Annotated in this window: 25 protein-coding genes and 3 pseudogenes; 11 read left to right on the top strand and 17 right to left on the bottom strand. The window is 45.7% G+C overall.

Features of this window, described 5'->3' with window-relative positions; all coding sequences use genetic code 11:
- The 4 genes and pseudogenes from N5P32_RS06635 to arsJ form a co-directional block, all read left to right on the top strand.
- On the top strand, positions 1–480 hold a 480-nt coding region (locus N5P32_RS06635; RefSeq protein ID WP_265728328.1), incomplete at its 5' end, for an arsenate reductase ArsC.
- A gap of 1 nt (position 481) precedes the next feature.
- A pseudogene (arsB, locus tag N5P32_RS06640) lies at positions 482–1,496 on the top strand (ACR3 family arsenite efflux transporter).
- 26 nt (positions 1,497–1,522) lie between these two features.
- Positions 1,523–2,533: an ArsJ-associated glyceraldehyde-3-phosphate dehydrogenase gene (locus N5P32_RS06645; RefSeq protein WP_265728329.1), complete on the top strand. Its 1,011-nt coding sequence runs from the start codon at positions 1,523–1,525 to the stop codon at positions 2,531–2,533.
- Positions 2,534–2,539: 6 nt separating this feature from the next.
- Positions 2,540–3,778, top strand: a complete 1,239-nt coding sequence (gene arsJ, locus N5P32_RS06650; protein ID WP_265728330.1) for an organoarsenical effux MFS transporter ArsJ — start codon at positions 2,540–2,542, stop codon at positions 3,776–3,778.
- On the opposite strand, the gene N5P32_RS06655 is transcribed toward arsJ, so the two are convergent.
- The 5 genes from N5P32_RS06655 to N5P32_RS06675 all read right to left on the bottom strand — a co-directional run bounded on the left by N5P32_RS06655 (position 3,775) and on the right by N5P32_RS06675 (position 8,684).
- On the bottom strand, positions 3,775–4,803 hold the full coding sequence (locus N5P32_RS06655) for a PA0069 family radical SAM protein (protein WP_265728331.1): 1,029 nt from the start codon (positions 4,801–4,803) through the stop codon (positions 3,775–3,777). The genes arsJ and N5P32_RS06655 overlap by 4 nt on opposite strands.
- 170 nt (positions 4,804–4,973) lie before the next feature.
- Positions 4,974–6,032: a FecCD family ABC transporter permease gene (locus N5P32_RS06660; RefSeq protein ID WP_265728332.1), complete on the bottom strand. Its 1,059-nt coding sequence runs from the start codon at positions 6,030–6,032 to the stop codon at positions 4,974–4,976.
- Positions 6,029–7,012, bottom strand: a complete 984-nt coding sequence (locus N5P32_RS06665) for an ABC transporter substrate-binding protein (RefSeq protein WP_265728333.1) — start codon at positions 7,010–7,012, stop codon at positions 6,029–6,031. The genes N5P32_RS06660 and N5P32_RS06665 overlap by 4 nt, the downstream gene beginning before the upstream one ends.
- 22 nt (positions 7,013–7,034) lie before the next feature.
- Positions 7,035–7,886: an ABC transporter ATP-binding protein gene (locus N5P32_RS06670; protein ID WP_265728334.1), complete on the bottom strand. Its 852-nt coding sequence runs from the start codon at positions 7,884–7,886 to the stop codon at positions 7,035–7,037.
- 186 nt (positions 7,887–8,072) lie between these two features.
- The gene (locus tag N5P32_RS06675; protein ID WP_265728335.1) at positions 8,073–8,684 is read right to left on the bottom strand and encodes a glutathione S-transferase family protein; all 612 of its coding nucleotides are present in this window, start codon (positions 8,682–8,684) and stop codon (positions 8,073–8,075) included.
- 1 nt (position 8,685) lies between these two features.
- Between N5P32_RS06675 and N5P32_RS06680 the strand changes: the two genes are divergently transcribed.
- Both N5P32_RS06680 and N5P32_RS06685 read left to right on the top strand, forming a co-directional pair.
- Complete coding sequence (locus N5P32_RS06680; RefSeq protein ID WP_265728336.1) at positions 8,686–9,480, top strand: LysR family transcriptional regulator; 795 nt, start codon at positions 8,686–8,688, stop codon at positions 9,478–9,480.
- Positions 9,480–9,662: a hypothetical protein gene (locus tag N5P32_RS06685; protein ID WP_265728337.1), complete on the top strand. Its 183-nt coding sequence runs from the start codon at positions 9,480–9,482 to the stop codon at positions 9,660–9,662. The genes N5P32_RS06680 and N5P32_RS06685 overlap by 1 nt, the downstream gene beginning before the upstream one ends.
- A gap of 14 nt (positions 9,663–9,676) precedes the next feature.
- On the opposite strand, the gene N5P32_RS06690 is transcribed toward N5P32_RS06685, so the two are convergent.
- The 6 genes from N5P32_RS06690 to N5P32_RS06710 form a co-directional block, all read right to left on the bottom strand.
- Entirely contained in the window at positions 9,677–9,955 is a 279-nt protein-coding gene (locus tag N5P32_RS06690) for a putative quinol monooxygenase (RefSeq protein WP_265728338.1), read from the bottom strand.
- Positions 9,956–9,966: 11 nt separating this feature from the next.
- The gene (locus N5P32_RS06695) at positions 9,967–10,884 is read right to left on the bottom strand and encodes a DMT family transporter (protein WP_265728339.1); all 918 of its coding nucleotides are present in this window, start codon (positions 10,882–10,884) and stop codon (positions 9,967–9,969) included.
- A 120-nt stretch (positions 10,885–11,004) separates the two neighbouring features.
- Positions 11,005–12,390: a sensor histidine kinase gene (locus tag N5P32_RS06700; RefSeq protein ID WP_265728340.1), complete on the bottom strand. Its 1,386-nt coding sequence runs from the start codon at positions 12,388–12,390 to the stop codon at positions 11,005–11,007.
- Positions 12,320–12,517 (bottom strand): winged helix-turn-helix domain-containing protein, encoded by a 198-nt coding sequence (locus tag N5P32_RS18175; RefSeq protein ID WP_409371083.1) that lies wholly within the window; start codon positions 12,515–12,517, stop codon positions 12,320–12,322. The genes N5P32_RS06700 and N5P32_RS18175 overlap by 71 nt, the downstream gene beginning before the upstream one ends.
- Positions 12,474–13,010 (bottom strand): response regulator, encoded by a 537-nt coding sequence (locus tag N5P32_RS06705; protein ID WP_409371084.1) that lies wholly within the window; start codon positions 13,008–13,010, stop codon positions 12,474–12,476. Before N5P32_RS06705 ends, N5P32_RS18175 begins: the two co-directional genes overlap by 44 nt.
- Before the next feature lie 73 nt (positions 13,011–13,083).
- Positions 13,084–13,734, bottom strand: coding sequence for a PepSY domain-containing protein (locus N5P32_RS06710; protein ID WP_265728341.1), 651 nt, complete (start codon positions 13,732–13,734; stop codon positions 13,084–13,086).
- A 167-nt stretch (positions 13,735–13,901) separates the two neighbouring features.
- Here N5P32_RS06710 and N5P32_RS06715 point away from each other — a divergent pair, with 167 nt between their 5' ends.
- From N5P32_RS06715 to N5P32_RS06725, 3 genes are all read left to right on the top strand, one after another.
- Complete coding sequence (locus N5P32_RS06715; protein WP_265728342.1) at positions 13,902–14,354, top strand: MarR family winged helix-turn-helix transcriptional regulator; 453 nt, start codon at positions 13,902–13,904, stop codon at positions 14,352–14,354.
- A gap of 133 nt (positions 14,355–14,487) precedes the next feature.
- Positions 14,488–14,910, top strand: a complete 423-nt coding sequence (locus N5P32_RS06720; RefSeq protein WP_265728343.1) for an organic hydroperoxide resistance protein — start codon at positions 14,488–14,490, stop codon at positions 14,908–14,910.
- Between the two features lie 88 nt (positions 14,911–14,998).
- Positions 14,999–15,307, top strand: coding sequence for a 4a-hydroxytetrahydrobiopterin dehydratase (locus N5P32_RS06725; RefSeq protein WP_265728344.1), 309 nt, complete (start codon positions 14,999–15,001; stop codon positions 15,305–15,307).
- Between the two features lie 31 nt (positions 15,308–15,338).
- On the opposite strand, the gene N5P32_RS06730 is transcribed toward N5P32_RS06725, so the two are convergent.
- The 6 genes and pseudogenes from N5P32_RS06730 to N5P32_RS06750 form a co-directional block, all read right to left on the bottom strand.
- On the bottom strand, positions 15,339–15,629 hold the full coding sequence (locus N5P32_RS06730; RefSeq protein WP_265728345.1) for a helix-turn-helix domain-containing protein: 291 nt from the start codon (positions 15,627–15,629) through the stop codon (positions 15,339–15,341).
- On the bottom strand, positions 15,626–15,901 hold the full coding sequence (locus tag N5P32_RS06735) for a hypothetical protein (RefSeq protein WP_265728346.1): 276 nt from the start codon (positions 15,899–15,901) through the stop codon (positions 15,626–15,628). The genes N5P32_RS06730 and N5P32_RS06735 overlap by 4 nt, the downstream gene beginning before the upstream one ends.
- A gap of 104 nt (positions 15,902–16,005) precedes the next feature.
- Positions 16,006–16,832, bottom strand: a pseudogene (locus N5P32_RS06740) (amidohydrolase family protein).
- Positions 16,822–16,962: an RbsD/FucU domain-containing protein gene (locus N5P32_RS18180; RefSeq protein ID WP_409371086.1), complete on the bottom strand. Its 141-nt coding sequence runs from the start codon at positions 16,960–16,962 to the stop codon at positions 16,822–16,824. Before N5P32_RS18180 ends, N5P32_RS06740 begins: the two are co-directional and overlap by 11 nt.
- Positions 16,963–17,021: 59 nt before the next feature.
- Positions 17,022–17,258 (bottom strand): annotated as a pseudogene (locus N5P32_RS18185) (RbsD/FucU family protein); the annotation flags it as partial.
- A gap of 67 nt (positions 17,259–17,325) precedes the next feature.
- Complete coding sequence (locus N5P32_RS06750) at positions 17,326–18,018, bottom strand: GntR family transcriptional regulator (protein ID WP_265728349.1); 693 nt, start codon at positions 18,016–18,018, stop codon at positions 17,326–17,328.
- A 108-nt stretch (positions 18,019–18,126) separates the two neighbouring features.
- Here N5P32_RS06750 and N5P32_RS06755 point away from each other — a divergent pair, with 108 nt between their 5' ends.
- Entirely contained in the window at positions 18,127–19,647 is a 1,521-nt protein-coding gene (locus N5P32_RS06755; protein WP_265728350.1) for a UxaA family hydrolase, read from the top strand.
- A gap of 81 nt (positions 19,648–19,728) precedes the next feature.
- Positions 19,729–20,478, top strand: a complete 750-nt coding sequence (locus tag N5P32_RS06760; RefSeq protein WP_265728351.1) for an SDR family oxidoreductase — start codon at positions 19,729–19,731, stop codon at positions 20,476–20,478.
- Positions 20,479–20,500 lie beyond the last annotated feature (22 nt).

Here is a 20,500-nt window from a genome sequence, read left to right on the forward strand (position 1 = left end):
CATGGGAAATACATTATGAAAGTACTCTTTCTTTGTACGCATAATGCCTGTCGCAGCATTCTAGCCCAAAGCATCACAGCTTCTATCGGCAATGACGGTTTGGAAGCATTTAGTGCAGGCAGTCATCCGAGCGGACAGGTTCATCCTGATACACTTAAACAATTAACAAACCGTGGTTATTCCATTAATGGCCTAAATAGTAAAAGCTGGGATGAACTGTATGACTTAAATCCAGACATCGTTATTACAGTGTGTGATCAAGCCGCTGGCGAAACTTGCCCTATTTGGTTTGGCAAAGCTATTAAAGGGCACTGGGGATTACCCGATCCGACCAAATTCCCCGCGGAAGAAAAAGACGTTATTTTTGACAAAGTATTTTTAATCTTAGAAACACGTATTCGAATGCTAGTAAATGCCATTGATCATAGTTCACATCAGGAATTGTCCGAACTCGTCGAGCAGTTAGGAAAGGCTGAATAAAATGGGAGTATTCGAACGTTATCTTAGTATTTGGGTCGGTTTGGCGATTATGCTTGGCGTTTTTTTGGCAACATTATCCCAAGCTTTTTTCCGCTATTGCAGACTTCGAATTTGCTCACGTCAACTTAATTATTGCCGTATTAATTTGGTTAATGATTTACCCAATGATGATACAAATAGATTTTTTATCATTGAAAAATGTAGGCACTAAGCCAAAGGGACTCATCCTTACATTGGTCGTTAATTGGTTAATAAAACCTTTTACCATGGCATTTTTAGGCTGGTTGTTTTTTAAAGGGATCTTTGCAGATTGGGTAGATCCGCAAACAGCGACTGAATACATTGCAGGCATGATATTACTTGGGGTTGCCCCGTGCACGGCAATGGTATTTGTGTGGAGTCAATTAACAAAAGGTGATCCCAATTACACGTTGGTTCAGGTATCAGTAAACGACATCATTATGATATTCGCATTTGCTCCGATTGCGGGTTTCTTGCTCGGCATTACTGATATAACGGTTCCTTGGAATACTCTGCTTTTATCTGTCTTGTTATATGTCGTGCTTCCTCTTGTAGCAGGCATAATTACTCGGAAGATTGTGGATAAAAAAGAAGATCATCAGGCACTCGCACGTTTGCTTTCGACATTGAAGCCCTGGTCGATTATTGGCTTACTGACCACTGTAATACTGTTGTTTGGTTTTCAAGCGCAGACAATTATAACCAACCCACAAGCCATTGTGCTCATTGCCATTCCGTTGCTAATTCAAACTTACGGAATTTTTGCAGTAACCTATTTTATCGCTTATCGAATGAGACTCCCACACAATGTAGCAGCCCCTGCTTGCATGATTAGTACTTCCAATTTTTTTGAACTCGCTGTTGCTGTTGCTATTTCATTATTCGGACTACATTCAGGTGCGGCACTAGCGACGGTTGTTGGTGTTTTGGTTGAGGTGCCTGTTATGTTGAGCTTAGTGTGGTTTGCCAACCGCACTCGCCATTGGTTTTCTTAGTTACTTTGAATAAATAGGAGATTGTTATGACTATTAAAGTCGGTATTAATGGCTTTGGCCGCATGGGACGTTTGTCTTTTCGAGCAGCATTCGATTGGGATGAAGTGGAGTTTGTAAAAATCAATGATCCCGCTGGCGATGCAGCTACACTGGCACATTTAATCACCTTCGACTCTGTTCATGGGCGTTGGAATCATCAAGCCCAATCGGAAGATAATGTCATGATAGTGAGTGGACAACGCATCGTCTGCACACAAAACAAAACCATCGCAGAAACCGATTGGTCTGGCTGTGATGTGGTTATCGAAGCCAGTGGCAAAATGAAAAGCAAAGCTCTACTGCAAGCTTACCTTGATCAAGGCGTAAAACGTGTCGTGGTTACCGCACCAGTAAAAGAAGAGGGTGTACTGAACGTGGTCATGGGGGTTAACCAGCATTTGTACGATAAAGCCCAACATACTATTGTGACGGCCGCCTCTTGCACCACGAATTGCTTAGCGCCTGTTGTGAAAGTGATTCATGAAAAACTGGGCATCAAGCATGGTTCAATGACCACGATTCATGATATTACCAACACGCAAACCATTCTTGATGCGCCCCACAAGGACTTACGTCGTGCCCGAGCCTGTGGCTCGAGCTTAATTCCAACCACGACGGGATCAGCAACGGCCATTACGCATATTTTTCCTGAGCTAAAAGGCAAATTAAATGGTCATGCGGTGCGTATTCCTTTAGCCAATGCCTCGTTAACCGATTGTGTGTTTGAAGTGGAACGTGAAACCACGGTGGAAGAAGTTAACCAGCTGTTGAAAACCGCATCTGAGAGCGAGTTAAAAGACATTTTGGGATACGAAGAACGTCCATTGGTGTCTGTGGATTATAAAACCGATCCACGCTCTAGCATTATCGACGCCTTGTCCACTATGGTCATCAATGGTACGCAGGTAAAACTCTATGCTTGGTACGACAATGAATGGGGCTACGCCAATCGCACCGCCGAATTGGTGCGCATGGTAGGTCTTGCAGATAAGGAATAATCGACTATGACATGGCTAACACAGCTTTCCCCGCAAATTCGTCAATACATGATAGTGACGGGGAATTATTGGGCATTCACCTTAACCGATGGTGCATTAAGAATGTTGGTGGTGCTGTATTTCTACGGGCTAGGTTATAGCCCTTTTGAAATCGCCATGTTGTTTATTTTTTACGAAGTGTTTGGCGTGATCACCAATTTGGTGGGCGGCTGGCTCGGTGCTCGTCTCGGCTTGAACCGCACCATGAACATGGGACTGTTTATGCAAATCCTTGCCCTTGCCATGCTGCTGGCTCCTGCCAGTTTGCTCACTGTGCCTTGGGTAATGGGCGCGCAAGCCTTATCCGGTATCGCCAAAGACCTTAACAAGATGAGCGCGAAAAGTTCGATTAAACTACTCGTGCCAAACGATGCCCAAGGGCAACTGTACAAGTGGATCGCCATTCTAACTGGATCTAAAAATGCCTTAAAAGGCGTTGGCTTCTTTTTGGGAGGTGCACTGCTCAGTCTATTAGGGTTCCAAGGTGCTATTTTGCTCATGGCGGCAATGTTAACAGTTGTGTGGATCGCCAGCTTAATCAGCCTTAAAAAAGACCTTGGCAAGGCCAAAAACAAACCCAAGTTCACCGATATTTTCTCGAAAAGCCAAGCAGTAAATACCTTATCTGCGGCAAGAATGTTTTTATTTGGCGCAAGAGATGTATGGTTTGTTGTGGCCTTACCCGTCTATCTTGCCACCGTCTTTAATTGGGACCACTGGTATGTTGGTGGCTTTATGGCTACTTGGGTCATTGGTTATGGCATAGTGCAAGGCTTTGCCCCAAAACTAACCGGTAATCGCAAAGATACTCCCCCAGATGGTCGTCATGCCATGCTGTGGGCCCTCGCGCTCGCTATAACTCCTGCGACTATTGCACTGTCACTTTATTATCAGTGGAATGTCCCATTTATTTTAATTGCTGGTTTACTACTATTCGGTGCTTTATTTGCTGTGAATTCCTCATTACATAGCTACCTTATTGTCAGCTATGCGGGAAAAGACGGTGTTTCTCTGGACGTCGGCTTCTATTATATGGCCAATGCAATGGGGCGGCTGATCGGTACTGTTTTATCTGGCTGGATATATCAAGAATACGGACTGGGGATGTGCCTTGGAATATCCACTCTATTTATCGCAATAACCGCGGTTATATCAGTCAAATTACCACGAGGGCAGGAAAGGGGGATCCGTGTTGAAAAGGGCTAGAACAGCGCCATTTGGTCGCCTTCTTTTGGCGGAACCGCAAAATGACGGCAATCGAGATAGCTTAGGCGGTTGTCATCCAATCCATACTTGCGTCGTGCTACGTGAAAACGTTGGTTAATTAAATCTGCAAAAATACCTTCACCTGTCATGCGCTTGCCAAATTGGCTGTTGTAGAGCTTGCCGCCGCGCATGTCCATAATACGCTGCAAAACGTGTTCTGCTCTGTCTGGGTAATGCTGGTGGAGCCAATCCGAAAACAAAGGCGCAACCTCGTGAGGTAAACGCAACATAATGTAGTTGACCGATTGCGCGCCAACCTCCGCGCAAGCAGCGATGATTTCTTCTAGTTCATTATCGTTGATAAAAGGAATCACTGGCGCGACTAGAACCGACACCGGAATCCCAGCTTCCCGTAAGGTTTTAATCACTTGTAAACGCGTCTTCCCAGACGCTGTTCTGGGCTCCAAAATACGCTTTAAATCGTTATTCAGTGTTGTCACACTGATTGCCACGTGGATAAGCTTTTTCTCTGCCATTTGCGCGAGCAAATCTATGTCTCTGAGTATCAGTGTGCTCTTGGTGATCAGCGAGATTGGCTGGTGATGGGCCAAGGCGATTTCCAATAATTGCCTAGTGATTTTGAGCTGTTTCTCAATTGGCTGATACGCATCGGTATTGATCCCTAATGCAATGGGTTCGCAGCGGTATTTAGAATGCGCCAATTCTTCTTCAAACAAAAACGCCGCATTGGTTTTGGCAACCAGTTTGGTTTCAAAATCCAACCCTGGCGACAAATCCAAATAGGCATGAGTTGGGCGAGCAAAGCAATACACGCAACCATGCTCGCAGCCTTTATAAGGGTTCACTGACATACGAAAAGGAATATCAGGAGACGAATTGCGACTAATAATGCTTTTGGCGCGTTCATGATGAACTTCTGTTTTGGGCGATGACGTTTCCAGCAAAGCAATCGCTTCGTCATTTTCATCTACTTCAACCAATGTAATAGCAAAGCGTCCCGCCATATTATTGGCTGTTCCGCGCCCTTTGATCGGATTATTAAAAGGGATTTCTCACCTTTTTGATTGCTGTTGTTGGTAAAGGAAGTAGACATAACATCACCCAAAATACTGTATATATAAACAGTATTTTGGGTGTTAGGCTTCAATAACGCAAGTGTTCTTTTGTTCGCAACTTACAACGAGACGTTACGTTTTTGCCGCATCAAAAAGACGAAGGCAATGCCGCCGACAAGGCCGGTGAGAATGCCGATTGGCATGTCTTCGGGTGGCATGATGACTCTGGAAGCAATGTCAGCCGCGACGAGGAACAGAGCGCCGAATAACGCCGATAAAGGTAAGACTTTGCGGTAATCACCACCAACCAACAAGCGCACGATATGCGGTACCATCAAGCCGACAAAGCCGATGACACCAGAAAAAGCCACCGCCGCGCCAGTCAGCAGCGCGCAGACAACAATCACAATCAGGCGGAATCGCTCAACCGGAACGCCCAAGGTGCTGGCGCTTTCATCGCCAAGGGTCATGGCATTTAGATAACGGGCGTTGTAAATCAGATAGCCGGAACCTAATAAAAGCGTGACCAGTGGAAACCAAAGCTGTCCCCATTGAGCAAGTCCCAAGCCGCCGAGCATCCAGAAAATCACGGTATGAGACGAGCGGTGATCTCCCATAAAAATAAACAGATTTCCCAATGCTGTTAGTACAAACGCTACAGCAACGCCCGCGAGAATCAAGCGTCCTGCACTGTGTGCTGAGGAAAAATTCGCTACAGCCAAGACTAGAAACATGGCCAATAAGGCGCCAAGGAAGGCGAACACGGGCACGGTAACCACACCCAATACCATGCCAGTATGAAGTAAGGCGATAATCGCCCCTAGTGCAGCGCCAGAAGACACACCCAATAAATGTGGATCTGCTAATGGGTTGCGGGTAACGGATTGCAGCGCCGCACCCACAATCGCCAAAGCCGCGCCGACCATGGCGGCAAGCAGTGTGCGCGGCAAGCGAACAGCCCAGATGATGTTTTCACGCCCCATCGACCAGTTAGGGAGCGTGTTGGTGATCGACAGTTTATGGCCGATCACGCTCCACACAGTGGACTGGCTAATGGACACGGAACCCACGCCAATCGCCACACCCATTAATAGCAGCAGTAAGATGCTCAGCATGATTAACAAAGCGGGCAAGGGAACGCGTCCCATGATGGTGAGCTTTTTCTGGCCTGCTTTCATGACGCGGTTCTAAACGCCTCAGCTAAGCGTTTGATCGCATTAATATTACGCGGGCCTGGTGTGGCTTCCACGTATTCTAAAACAACAAAATGGTTGTTTTTCACCGCTGGGATATTTTCGAAGGCAGGATTGCTGCGCAAGAAATTGATTTTTTGTTCTGCGGTCACATCGCCATAGTTAACGATGACAATCACCTCTGGAGATCGGTCAATAACGGCTTCCCAACCAATTTGTGTCCAGCTTTTTTGTACATCATCGACGATGTTTTTACCGCCTGCCGCTTCGATCAATGCCGTTGGCATACCGAAGCGACCAGAGGTAAAGGGTTGTTCCTCACCGGAATCGTATACAAAGACTTTCGGTGCTGTTTTTAAAGGTTTGAGATTAGCTTGGAAATTCGCAAGGTCTTGTTGATAACCTTTTACTAAGGCTTTGGCCTTTTCTTCTTTGTCAAAAATACGACCTAGGTTGAGTAAATCCACATACAGGTCATCCATGGAAACTTTTGGTTTATCCATGATGTGAATGCAGCTTTCGGTTAGCTCGTAAACCTTGATGCCAAGCGGTGCCAAGATGTCCGGCGTAACCCCACCTCCAACACGCATACCGTAGTTCCAGCCAGCAAAATAAAAGTCGGCATCGGCACCTAATAGGACTTCTTTGCTTGGGTATTTAGCAGAAAGTTCAGGTAATTCACCAATGCCATCGCGTAGCACAGGGTCTAGGGTTTTCCAGCCAGAAACACCGGTAAAGCCGACCATGTGATCTTGTAGACCAAGGGCCAACATCATCTCGGTTAGATTCACATCGTTTGATACCGCGGCTTTGGGCGCTTGCTCAAAAGTGACCTCACGGTCGCAGCTTTGTACCGTAACAGGATAGCCAGAAGCATTGGCCAAACCTGTGTGTAAAAGCCCAAGTAATGCGCCGCCAATGAGTAATGACGTGTGTTCGATGTGTGTCGTGGAATTCGCTGCCATGATAGAAAGCCTATGAAATATGTTAATCATTGATGTAAAAGGAAAATCTAGGTCGTTGAGTGATGGGGTGTTCATCAATAATGGTGTCCACATCAAATACTTGTTTGATGCGTTGTTTGGTAAAGACATCATTGGGTGGTGCGCAGTCCTGCATTTCACCGTTTTGCATCACCAGTACTCGGTCAGCGTAAGCGGAGGCGAGGGCTAGATCGTGCAATGATACAATCAGCGTGCAGGGCAGTTTTGCTAATAAGGCCAACACATCAAGCTGGTGACGAATGTCGAGATGATTGGTTGGCTCATCGAGAATAAGTACATCAGGGCGCTGCGCCAATGCTCTGGCGATCATCACTCGTTGGCGTTCGCCGCCAGACAAGGAATCAAAAGAGCGTTCGGCTAAATGCGCCACATCAAGCAAGGCGAGTGCGCTGTCGACGATCTGATAATCTTCATCGGAGCGTCCCCAAACAAGAGACTTAGGAGTCAGGCCGATTTCTACCATTTCAAACACGCTTAGACCAAATTCACCGCCAGTGTCTTGTAACACGGTGGCGATGCGTTGGGCACATTGGCGTGGCGACAGCGACCAAACATCAATGCCATCGAGTAAGACGGAACCCTTGGTTGGTTTGTTCGTTCGATAAAGGCAGCGCAATAAGCTGGTTTTTCCGGAACCGTTCGGCCCAACAATGGCCAGAAACTCGCCTGGATGAATAGAAACGGTTATTGGCTTGAGCAAGGTTTTGCCCCGATAAGGCGACCAAGCAACGTCATTCAACTGCACTCCAGCGGGCTTGCAAGCAGAAAAAAACGCGTAGGGAGCATCGTCTTGTTGGCGGTTGTTGATCGGAGTATTGCTGGTTTGGCTGGTCAAGGCGAGTAGAATTCCATAGTATTTAATTGTTATAATATAACAAAATGAGGCATGGACACAATCTGCCCTTGGAAAAAGCTGACTATACGGAAGGACGATTAGCTCAACAAGGCCTGTTGGCTGGTGAATTTTCATCTTCACATGCGCTACTTCAATAAAGAAGTAGCGAGGGGCTGTATGGGCTGACTACGCTTGAGTAATGGGAATAAACCAATCCAAGGCTTCAATGTCACGAATCCAACGGAGAATATTCGGATATTCAGACAATTGATAAGCGCCGCCTTCCTCCGCCACGTGGGTGTAAGGGAAAAGGCAAATATCCGCCAGAGTGATGGAATCTCCCACCAGAAACGCGTGTGTTGCTAACGTTGTGTCCATTTGCTTCAACGCAGCGTGACCCTGTTGAATGCGGTCTGGCAGCATGCGTTCTTTTAACTCAGTCATGGCGTTATGAGTCAGCCAAAAGCGCGGCGAGGCAATGTTTGGCTCGTGGCTGTATTGTTCCCAAAATAACCATTTATAGACCTTGGCTCGAAGAATGGGGTCAGTGGGTAATAACGCCGACTTATACTGCTCAGCAAGGTAAAGCAGAACCGCGTTGCTTTCGCTCAAGCATTGTCCGTCATCCAATTCCAACACCGGGATTTTACCGTTTGGGTTCATCGCTAAAAAGGACGGTGTGTGTGTTTCTCCTTGGGTAATGTCGTATTCTTTTAGGGTGATTTTTAGTCCCAAACACGCACACATCAAACGAATTTTGTAACCATTTCCCGAAGGCAAAAAATCGTGCAGAATCATAGTGGTTTCCTTTTTGGTTGATGGTCGAATATTGCGCCAAGTAGGACACGGAAAAAAGCCAATTAAATTGAAGGCTGGCATCACGCATATTGATGAATGTGCGAACGTCAGGCCGATGAATAGACAAGAGAGGATGGCATTGGATACGGAATTATTAAAAACCCTCGTGGCGATTGTCGATCACGGCAGCTTTCAGCGTGCCGCTTTGCAGACGTTTCGTACGCCATCGGCCATCAGTATGCAGATGAAGCGATTGGAAGAGCACGTTGGTGCGGCGTTGTTTCATAAACAAGGACGCGACCAAGTGTTGACCGAAGAAGGGCAGCAACTGGTGCATTACGCGCGGCGCATATTACAGCTACAAGAAAGCGCCTTGCAATCCATCAAAGGCCCACAGCAGGGTGTTTTGCTGAATCTTGGTTGCCCAAATGATTATGTGGCGAATTTGCTTATCGTCGTGATGTCCGTCATGGAAACCATGTTGCCGAACATTCGCTTTCGGATTCGCACAGGCACATCTGCTGAACTAAGAGAGTTGATGGACAAAGGCGAAGTGGATCTGGCATTGGTCACGCGAACGCCTGATAGCGACGAAGGCTTAACCTTGTTCCAAGACAAAGGCGTTTGGGTCGCTAAAAAGGCTTTGATTGGACTTCACTTAAACCGCTTTCGCTCGCGCTGTACGAATCGAGCTGTAAATTCCACTCCAGTGCGGTCGATGGTTTGCAAAAGAAAGGCACGGATTATCGATTGTATTGCGTCACCGCCAATCTCACTCTTATTGAAAGCCTGCTAATGGCCGAAAAAGCCATCTCCGCCATTGCTAGCATCAGCGTGAATGATTCACTGGAAATCATCGAAAGCGAACTACTGCCTGCCTTGCCAGCGGTACAAATTGCCTTTTCCCGTTCTGCTTCTGCGCCAGATTGGTTAACGGTTGCGTGGATAGAAGACGTGATTGAGCGGGTGACGAAGTAAATTCTGTGGCAGTTTTAAGCTTCTGAAATCGTATAAAACCGCTCAACATTTTTCGTCACTTCACCCCAATGGGACGCTTTCACTCTGGTTTGATGTTTCTCAAATGCGACCTTGTCGGTGAATTCTTCATAGACATCAAAGCGTTGCAGGTTGCTTGAGTCTCTGGTGACAGAGAAGGTGATGCAGCCCGCTTCTTGATGAGTCAGCGCGATGTGGTTGGGTAGTTCTGCCAATACCTCATTGAGATCTTCTGATGGCACTTCAATGTGGCCGCTTAGGGTGATTTTTGACATGGTCGTTCGTCCTATCGTTTCTTTGTGAGAGAAAGCGTCCAATTAAATTTCACGGCACTGACGGCCAATAATATCAGTATCACGCCAAGGATTTGCATGAGGCTGATGTGAGTCGAAAAGGCAAAGTGGTCGACAAATAACGCGGTAATCGGATAAATAAAAGACAGCAAAGCAATCAAGCTGGTGGGTAACTTTTGAAAGCTGTCGTACATGATGATGTACATAAATCCGGTTAGCACGGCACCGAGTATCAATAGATCCATCCATTGGCTGGTTTGTGTTGGCACATTGTCGAAATCTGCGAAGGGTAAGAGCATAAAGACGCCAACGATCACTTGTACCAGAGCCACAAATGTCGAAGGTACTTGGCTGACTTTTTTCGTGACCAAGGTGGTTGCCGTATACAGTAAGGCCGCACCCAAGGCGAGCAACAACCCAAACAATGCCGAAGAACCGTCATGGCTTTGTTCGTCTGAAAATAGCGCGCTGATCTCGTTTAGATCCAATTCAACGATCAAAAACAAACCAACAAACGCCAATGCGAGCCAGCACAATAAGTGGCCCGATAACTTTTCTTTGGTAATTAACGCACCTGTTATGACTAAAAATAACGGTTGCATGTGATAGGCGACGGTGGCGATAGAAAACGGAATGTAATTGAACGAGGCGAACAAGAATACCCAGTTTGCCACTAAGGTGATGCCACCTAAGATAATCATCAGCAACACGTTGCGGCGGAAATACTCACGACGAATAAGACCCGCATAATAAGCATAGCCCCCTAGAACGACGGCACCAATGACACAGCGGAAAAACACCACATTCCAAAACGCTTGCCCTGAACTGATCACAAAATAGCCGATGGTGCCAGACAGCATCATGGCTAAAATAAGCTCGATGCTGCCGAATGTGTTGCTGGAACGATTCATGTTGTTTCCCAATGAATGAGGTTGAGCTATTTTGTTGCGCTTATTGAGCTATCTCGTGCGCTTACTGAGCGAAGAAGACTGAATTTATACTACATAGCACGGCGTGGAAAGGCGCTTTTCTCACGGGCGGTGCGCGCACAAGGTAACGTGCACTTGCAAACCGGGTTGGTTGTCTTGGAGTTCGAGTTTGCCTTTGTGAAATTGGGCGATGGCTTTGATCAATGGAAAACCCAATCCATAGCCGGGACTGGTACGGCTTGATTCTAGGCGAAATAAGCGTTGCAGCACTTTGTCTTTAAATTCATCCGCTATGCCTGGGCCGTTGTCTTTGACAATAAAACCTGTGGGAGTGGTGATGAATTCAATCGTGCCGCCAATGTCTGTGTATTTGCAGGCATTTTCTAGGGTGTTAAACATAGCGCGGAAGATCAGCGTTTTATCGCCCTGTATAAACGATTGGGGGGTGATGATCAGCGATAGCGTTTGCTGTTTTTCCTGCGCTAAGGGTTGTATTAAATCGATCACGTCTTCTGCAACCTGATTCAAATCGACATGGCGAAACTGGGAGCGAGCTTGTTTATCTTCCAGTCGACTTAGCTCTAACATGGCGCTAAACGTGGTTAGGATGTGATCCAAGTCTTCCAGCATTTCTTGCAACTGTTCTTCGTTAATGGGGGTGTCGTTGATGGAGTGAAGGTGGCTTTCGAGTCGTAGACGCAGCCTGCCAAGAGGCGTTCGAAGATCGTGGGCAATGGAATCGGTGACACCCGACACGGCATGAAAAGAATCTTCAAGCTGATTGAGCATTCTGTTGATGTAGCTGGCAAGCAGGTCAAATTCGTCGTTGCGATGACTAATATGGATGCGCGCGGCCAGATCGCCAGATTGGATGACTTTGGCTGTGTCATTGATGCCTTTTATGCGCCCCAACAATTGCGTAGACAAATATCGCCCCGACAAAATGCCCAGTGCGAGTGTTAGCAGCAAGGCCAGTACGCCCGCACGAAGAAATTGCACCCGCAAAAAATACAGGTTTTCGTCATCGAATGCGATTAACAGACGCCCGTTGGCGAGCGGTTCGATGCACCCTATGTAGAAGCGCAGCTCGCTAATGCTGTCGACCAGAAAGGCGGTCTGCGCAGGGCAAGCTAAGAGATTGTTGGGTATGCTCGTTAAATGTCCGTAAGTCGTCTCTGCATTTTGGTAGGCGAGGATAATGTTATTGATTTGCTGAGTTTGGTCGCTAAATTGAGCCAAGTATTCTTCTTCGCTCATTTGCTCATTGAACAGGCGTTGTTGCTGGGTAATGAGCTGAATTTGCTGTTGGTAACTTCGGCTGATCTCACCAATGCTAAGCTGATAAAGCACAAAAAACACCACGGCGATTAAGGTGATGAGCAACGCCGTGTAGAGCAGTGTAAAACGCCAGACAAAGCTAGCCCGTCGTGTTTTCAACCAATCGATAACCAACGCCGCGTATTGTTTCAAGAATCGGGGGAAGGTCATCGTTTTCTACCTTTTTGCGTAAGCGTGCCACATGAACATCAATGACATTGGTTTGAGGGTCAAAATCATAATCCCACACCGCCTCAAATAATAAGGTGCGGGTGATGACTTGTTTTGGGTGTTCCATTAGATAGCGTAGGATCTCGAAACTCTTTCGGCTGCAGACTTATTTCTCTTCCAGCACGCCACACTTGTCGGCTGAGCAAATCCATTTTTAGGTCCGCGACGCGCAACAATGTGTTTTGTTGTGCTGTGCTGGTGGGTTGTCTTCTGAGTAATATTTCAACGCGTGCGAGCAGTTCGGCAAAGGCAAAGGGTTTGACCAGATAGTCATCCCCACCTTCACGCAGCCCTTTTACTCGCTCATCAACGGAATCCAACGCACTCAGAATCAAAACAGGCAAGGTTTTTTGGGCATTGCGCAATGTATTGAGAACCGTCAGTCCGTCTAACTTTGGCAACATACGGTCGAGAATGATCAGCTGATAATCCGCTTCTAACGCCTGAAACAAAGCGTCCTGACCGTCACTGGCAACGTCAACCTGATAGCCTTGTTCCGTCAGTCCTTTTTTAATAAAGCCTTGTGTGACGAGATCGTCTTCCACCACCAAAATGCGCAAAGTAGGTTCCTATTGTCGTTGTTCAGTCTGAGAACGTCTCATATGTTAGCAAGTTTTTCGGTTGCTGAAATCGTTAGCGTCGCAAAGACGGAATGACGTCACCGGATTTTGCGTCCATCAGTTGCTTGGTCCAGCCCATTGGACCGAGAATTTTTATTTCATAAAAGGTAAGCCCGCGTTTGTTCTCCAGCTCGATGGATTCAATGTAGGCGCCTTCTGAAAGCGTTGTTTTTGCAATAACATCGAGAGCCGATAAACCTTGGTCTTGTATGGTTTCTAGCGCTTCTACGTCATGATCATCCAATTTATTGAACCCCAAGAAGCTCAACGATTTGGAATAATTATCGATTTCTTCGCCATTGTGTAGCGCGTATTGCACCTTGTATTTGACCCCATCTTCAAGGTTGATGCCTTTGACCTCGTACACCAATATATGGTCTTCATCGTCCAGTTCAATTTCCGTTACGATGGAAGGGTAGTCGGCTTTGAATTTTTCCAGAATCTTGGTGATCGAAACCTGACTTGATTTCAACGCCAGCAGCATGAGTTGGTTTTCGCGGTAGTCGTCGTGGTTTTTTGCTTGCGCTGTGCTGCTCATCAGCAGCGCAGTGGAACACGCGGCGACTAAGACGCTGATGGAAAAAAAGGTTGTGAGAATGATTTTGAGCTTCGCTTTAAGTGTCATGGTAATGCCTCGTTTTAATGTGGTGGCTTGAATGAGCATGACGTCACTATAGCGCAGGGTAATTAACGGCAAGATGGCCGTAACATTAAACTTTGTTCATTTAACCGCAAATGAAGAAAAATTTAGCCGTGTGTGGTTGCCGCTAAAAGTGTAAAATATTTAATCATTATCGCTATAACAATGTGCGCCACTATCAATGAGAGCTTATGACTTCTGACCATTCTAAATTTTCCGGTAACCCTTTGCTGCTCGACAATCAATTGTGCTTTGCCTTGTATTCCACGTCTTTGGCGATGACGCAGTTCTATAAAGAGCCACTTTCAGCCATCGGTCTGACCTACCCGCAATACACCATCATGCTCATTCTATGGGAACAAGACGGTGTGAGTTTGAAGCATATTGGGGATGCACTTGGACAAAAATCGGGTGCGCTAACACCAGTCATAAAGCGCATGGAAAGCGATGGTTTAGTGCAGCGCTTACGCGGCGTGGAAGACGATCGCAGTTTGAGCATCGCGCTGACGGAAAAGGGGCGACAGCTTCGTGAAAAAGGCTTGGAAGTAAACCGTTGTGTGGCAGAAGCGTGTGATTTAGACATGGCGTCTGTGGTGGCGTTGCGTGAACAGTTGGTGGCTCTCAGAGATCAGCTTGTAAAATAATGGTTGCGCAATAATAGTTATTGCAATAACATAATTACCAACAGCTCAGGTAACTGAGCTTTTATTTAATTTTATAGTTATCGCGATAATAATTATTCGGATAACTTAATCTTGTTATGTTAGGAGCAATATTATGCAAGCAATTTATAGCGCAACAGCAACCTCTACCGGTGGCCGCGATGGTCGTTCAGTGTCATCTGACAACAAATTGGATCTTGCCCTAAGCACGCCAAAAGAGTTAGGCGGCGCGGGTGGCGAAGGCACTAACCCAGAGCAACTTTTTGCAGCGGGTTATTCTGCGTGTTTCATTGGCGCACTGAAGTTGGTGGCGTCACAACAGAAAGTTAAAATCCCTAATGATGTTAACGTTACGGCGACTATTGGTATTGGCGCGAACACCAAAGGCGAAGGTTTCACTGTCTGCGCCGATTTGGAAGTGAATGTGCCTGGTGTTGAAAAAGACGTTGTTGAGCAATTGGTTGAAGCCGCTCACAAGGTTTGCCCATATTCAAATGCAACGCGTGGCAACATTGATGTGAACTTCACCATCAAATAAGGTTTTTTCATAAAATGCTTGGTTCTACGAATCCCTTTTGCACTACAGTGTAAAAGGGATTTTTTGCATTGATACAGAGGAAATAAGAATGACGCATCGAAAACTTGAACCGCACGAGATAGAGCAAGCACTCCAACAGCTCAATTCAGCAGGGTCACCAGATTGGACTTTAGACAATGGCAAACTCACTAAAACCTTTAAATTTAAAGACTTTCAGCAAGCGTTTGGGTTTATGACTGTGTGCGCGATGTACGCAGAAAAAAAAGACCATCATCCAGAATGGTTCAACGTTTACAGTACGGTGAAAGTGCAATTGACCACTCACGATGTGTCTGGAATATCGCTGAAAGACATCGACCTCGCCAAAAAAATGGAAGCCACGGCATCGCGTGGCTAACGTCACTTTTTTGTCTTAGATAAAAAGACGCTTAGTGGATCAAAATAGCCGACAGTAATTGGCTAGAAGTAGGCACCAAGCCGACTTTAAGATCGAAGGGCTTAAATACTTTGTTAATGATTTCGGCCGTGTAATTGCCTTTGTCATTTTCAATTTCAGATAACGTCTTGCGAGACACTCCTGTTAACTCAGTGTACGCATCCTGTCTTAGCCCCAACACCCCGACGCGTAATTCTCGTAATGCCGCGCCTTGGGTAATCTCATCCATCAGCAAGCGTTTGATGATCAGGTTAATCGCGATCAACTGCTCTTCTTTTGTCATTGGCGTGAGGCTTTTGGAAGCACGTTGACGGTTAGTGTTGCTTGTTTCCTCATCAAGACTCTCAGCTTGCTTGAGACGACTTTTTTGGTCGACAATCGACGGAGTAACGCGCGTGTTGGTTTCTGCTGCTTTCGGCTTGTCGGCTTTTTTTCTTTGCTGTGTTTCTTTGCTTCCAGCTTCTCTTGCTTCTTCTTTTTTAGCTCATTCTTTTTGGACTTCGCCTTGTGCTTTTTCATCGGCTGAGCGCTCTCTAGTTGGTCCTTCATTTTCATTATGTCGTCTCCATAAGCGGTGTTAGCGGTTTATCTATTGCTAGGGTACGAAATTAATATGACAGATAAGTAACAATAATTAATGGAGGTAAAAGTAATCTCATTTATTTCTGTAGGTTATAAACGAGCACTGCATTGCCACCGAACACTTTGGTCTTAGATAAGCTATTTTGTGTCAAATATAGATTCACGGTATCGAACCATTTAGTGTAAGACGATGCTAAAAGACTGACTGGCCAGTCGCTGCCCCAGAGAATTCTTTTTCTCCAAAGACGTCAAACAGAGTATCGATATAAGGAGATAAATCCTCTATTTTCCAATCACTATCGGCTTCTGTAACGAGACCAGAAAGTTTACAGCTGACTTGTGAATAGTCACGAAATACGCTGAGGTCGTTGCGCCAAGTATCTAATTCATCGTCTTTAATGTTGGGCTTTGCACCATGATTAATAACCACGTTTAGGTTTGGGTGTTGGTCTATTAGGTGCTTTAAGTTTTGGAGGTGTTTGGGTTTAACAAGAGCGTCGAATACAAGCTGATGCTGACTTAAGCTTTGTAGTGTTTTGAAAAAGGCTGGGCTGAGCATCCAGTCAATTTCTTCAATGTCCTGAATCATTGGGCGGATACCAACTAATTTAGGGTGCTTTGCTAATTCGGCGATGTGCTGTGGAGCGTCTTCATCGTCAAAGTTGACCCAGCCAACGACACCCTTAATGCATTCATATTGGTCACTCAGCTGCAATAAAAAAAGAGTTTCTTCTATGGTTGGGGCGGCCTGAACCAATACGGTGCCATCGATATTATGTTGGCTTAACAAGGGTGTTAAATCATCCGGTTCGAAGTCTTGATAAAGCGTGGTTAACTCAGGTGTTAACCAGCCGTAATCATTGCGTTCTAGTCGCCAGAAGTGCTGATGAGCGTCAATCCGCATGATTTATGACTCCTTTTTTTACGAAGATATTCGCGTAGGGACGAATGTCTGAGGTTTGAATAATAACGAAGGCTTTTTTGGCTCTTTCGTAAAACTCGAATCGCTCAAGCCCAATTGGACGGGTGGTGATGTTGGTTTTTTTAGAATGATTTGTGTGAAATCTTCCACCGTTGGAGGAACGATCTCAGGGTGATCGACTGTTTCCATGGTAATAAAAGGGTTTTCAACAAAGGTATCGATAGGGAGAAGCGTGAGGATAGCGGATAAGGCTTCAGAGCTGTTTACACCGCTTAGCCTAATGCACTCTCGACCATGGCTGGTGGCTGGAAAATTGGCATCGGTGATGAGTAATTCATCACCGTGCCCCATTGCTCTCATTGCATAAAGCAGTTCGGGCGTAATGATGCTTGGTATGTGGTAAAGCATGATGTTCCTCTTGTTTTTATTATGGAAAGAGTTTTTGAGAAGGCAGAACTTCTCGTTATTTTGCGAATTACATTTTAAAATACTCAGCGTGAGACTCTTCCAATGGCAAAATTCTAGGGATCAGTTGGCCAATGTGATATTTCATTGCTTCCCGAGCGGCATCCACATCTTGTTCTTTGATCGCAGCAAGAATCGCCTGATGTTCTTTTACGGCTTCCGCAGGTCTGCCTTCTTCCGGCAAAATCAGCATACGCGCTCTCACTAAGTGTAGAGAGACGCTGTCTAACACTTGTGAAACACCGTTGAAGCCAGTGAAATTCATCAGCAGAGTGTGAAATTCTTCATCTGCTTGGTAAAAACCCACGAAGTCTTTGTCTTCCACCAATAACGCTTGCATTCGCACGTTGCGAGTCAAGGCGGCTAATTGTTCATCGCTGCGTTCTAGCGTTACTTTTTCGACGGCAGCGACTTCTAAAGCTTGCCTCAAAAAGCTTGCTTCACGTATTTCATCCATTGAAAAGCACGATACTTTTGTCGCAGATTGCGGAATAACATCCACCAAACCTTCTGCAGAAAGTTTTGCTAATGCTTCAGCAACCGGAGAGCGAGAAACGCCTAATTGCTCGCATATTGCGCCTTTTCGAATCACTGTTCCGGGAGGGTACTGCATAGAAAGAATGGCTTCTCGCAGTGATTGGTATACCCGTTGAGACAGTGAACCGCTCAAGTTCTGAATTTTATTAAGCGATGACTCTGTCATAGATTTATTTCCTTAATACTAACATGTTAGTTGACGATTGTAATTGTTGGTGCTAGTTTGAATATACAACAACAATAATTAAATGTGAATTTAGAACAGGGGATTCCCATGATCGTTGGGTCCAAACAAACCATTCGTTTACATGCTAATGATAACGTCGTTATCGCCTTAAGTGACCTTGCTGAAGGCAGTAAATTAAACGAATTTGATATCACGCTACTGAGCTATGTACCAAGAGGTCATAAAGTCGCGCTTAAAGAAATAGCGAAAGGCGATAATGTTATTCGCTATGGCCAAATCATTGGTCAAGCTACGCAAGCCATTGCAGTCGGCGAACATGTTCATGTTCAAAATATGGGTATGGGCGAGCACCTGCAAGACTATGCGTTTTCTCGCAACAGCAACTCGCTGCCTTCCATATCACCAGCTCGTACTTTTAACGGTTACCATCGTCAGAATGGCAAAGTAGGGACTCGTAATTATTTAGGCATTTTGACGTCGGTAAATTGCGCAGGCTCTGTCGCACGTTTTATTGAAGAAGCAGCGAATAAAACCGATTTTCTGAAAAATTATCCAAATATTGATGGCATTGTGCCAATTGTTCATAGCACCGGCTGTGGTATGTCTGGTCAAGGCGAAGGCTATCAAACGCTCCATCGTACGTTGACGGGTTATGCAAACAATCCCAACTTTGGTGGCATATTGCTAGTGGGTCTTGGTTGTGAAGTACTGCAAGTATCTAGCCTTGTGGACAGCCGAGAACCGAGCGCTACCTTTCGTTATATGACGATTCAGTCTGAAGGCGGTACGCGAAAAACAATCGAAAAAGGCTTACAGGAACTGCATTTATTAGCTCAAGAGGCAAATAAAGCAACACGAGAACCTGCTCCTGTCTCCGAAATTATGGTCGGTATGCAATGTGGTGGTTCCGATGGCTATTCCGGTATTACAGCTAATCCAGCTTTAGGTTATGCCTCTGATTTATTAGTTCGTCACGGTGGCACTACTATCCTCTCAGAAACATCTGAAGTGTATGGAGCGGAACATTTATTGACGCGACGTGCTGTGTCTACGGAGGTCGGAAAAAAACTGATTGATCGGATTTATTGGTGGGAAGACTACTGTGCTCGTAATGGCGGCGAAATGGACAACAATCCAAGTCCGGGTAATAAAAATGGTGGTTTAACTACCATTCTTGAAAAGTCTTTGGGAGCTGTTGCCAAAAGCGGCAGCGCGCCATTAACCGATGTTTACCTGTTTGGCGAAGCGATTGATAAAAAAGGCTTTGTGTTTATGGATAGCCCAGGCTTTGACCCATGCTCAGTAACCGGGCAAGTCGCGTCGGGCGCCAATATGATTATTTTTACCACAGGACGTGGTTCAGTTTCAGGTTATAAGCCTACGCCATGCATTAAGTTGGCAACTAATACAGAAATGTATCGTCGGCTTGAAGAGGATATGGATTTGAACTGTGGTGATATCGTCACTAGTGGTGTGTCAATTGAAGAAAAAGGCACAGAGCTATTCGAGCTAATTATTCGAATTGCGTCAGGTGAAGAAACAAAAAGTGAAGCGTTAGGTTTTGGTGGGGCAGAATTTGTGCCTTGGCAAATTGGCGCAGTGATGTAGGTCTTTTTTCAATTTAATAAAAACAAATAGAAGGTAGCTGTTGGCAGTGGTGGTGACAGCTACTTAAACGGGGAAAAACTTATGAGACTCAAGGGAAAAACAATATTAATAACAGCTGCTGGTCAAGGAATTGGTAGAGCAAGTGCCGAAGCTTGTTTAAAAGAAGGGGCGAATGTCATTGCGACAGATATTAATGCTGAGGCGCTTAAATCTTTACAGCAAGATTGCCCAACTATACAAACACATATACTCGATGTTATGGACGCCAATTCTATTAAATCATTCGCTGAGCAGATGCCCAATCTAGACGGTTTGTTTAACTGTGCAGGCTTTGTTCATAACGGCACTGTTTTAGATATTAGTGATGAAGATTGGGAGTTCAGTGTGAACTTGAATGTCACCTCTATGATGCGAATGTGTCGAGCTTTTCTACCCGGCATGTTGAAGCAAGCCGAGATCACGGGGTCTTCTTCTGTCGTCAATATGGCTTCTATGGCTTCTTCAATCAAAGGCTTCCCAGTGAGAACGGCTTATGGTGCAACGAAAGCTGGAGTCATTGGTTTATCCAAAGGCATTGCAGCAGATTTTGTCAAACAAGGTATTCGCTGTAACGCGGTTTGCCCTGGAACGGTGAATACGCCTTCCCTACAAGGCCGTATCGTTTCAGCCGCTGATCCAGTTCAAGCTCAAAAAGATTTTATCGCTCGCCAGCCAATGGGGCGTCTTGCTGAGGTAAGTGATATTACGCCTATCATTGTGTACTTGTTGTCTGATGAGAGTGCATTTATGACGGGACAATCTTTGCTCGTAGATGGTGGTGTGACTATTTAATTAGTTCATTAAGAGGATATTG

This window comes from Marinomonas pontica, from assembly GCF_026191375.1.
GTDB lineage: Bacteria > Pseudomonadota > Gammaproteobacteria > Pseudomonadales > Marinomonadaceae > Marinomonas > Marinomonas pontica.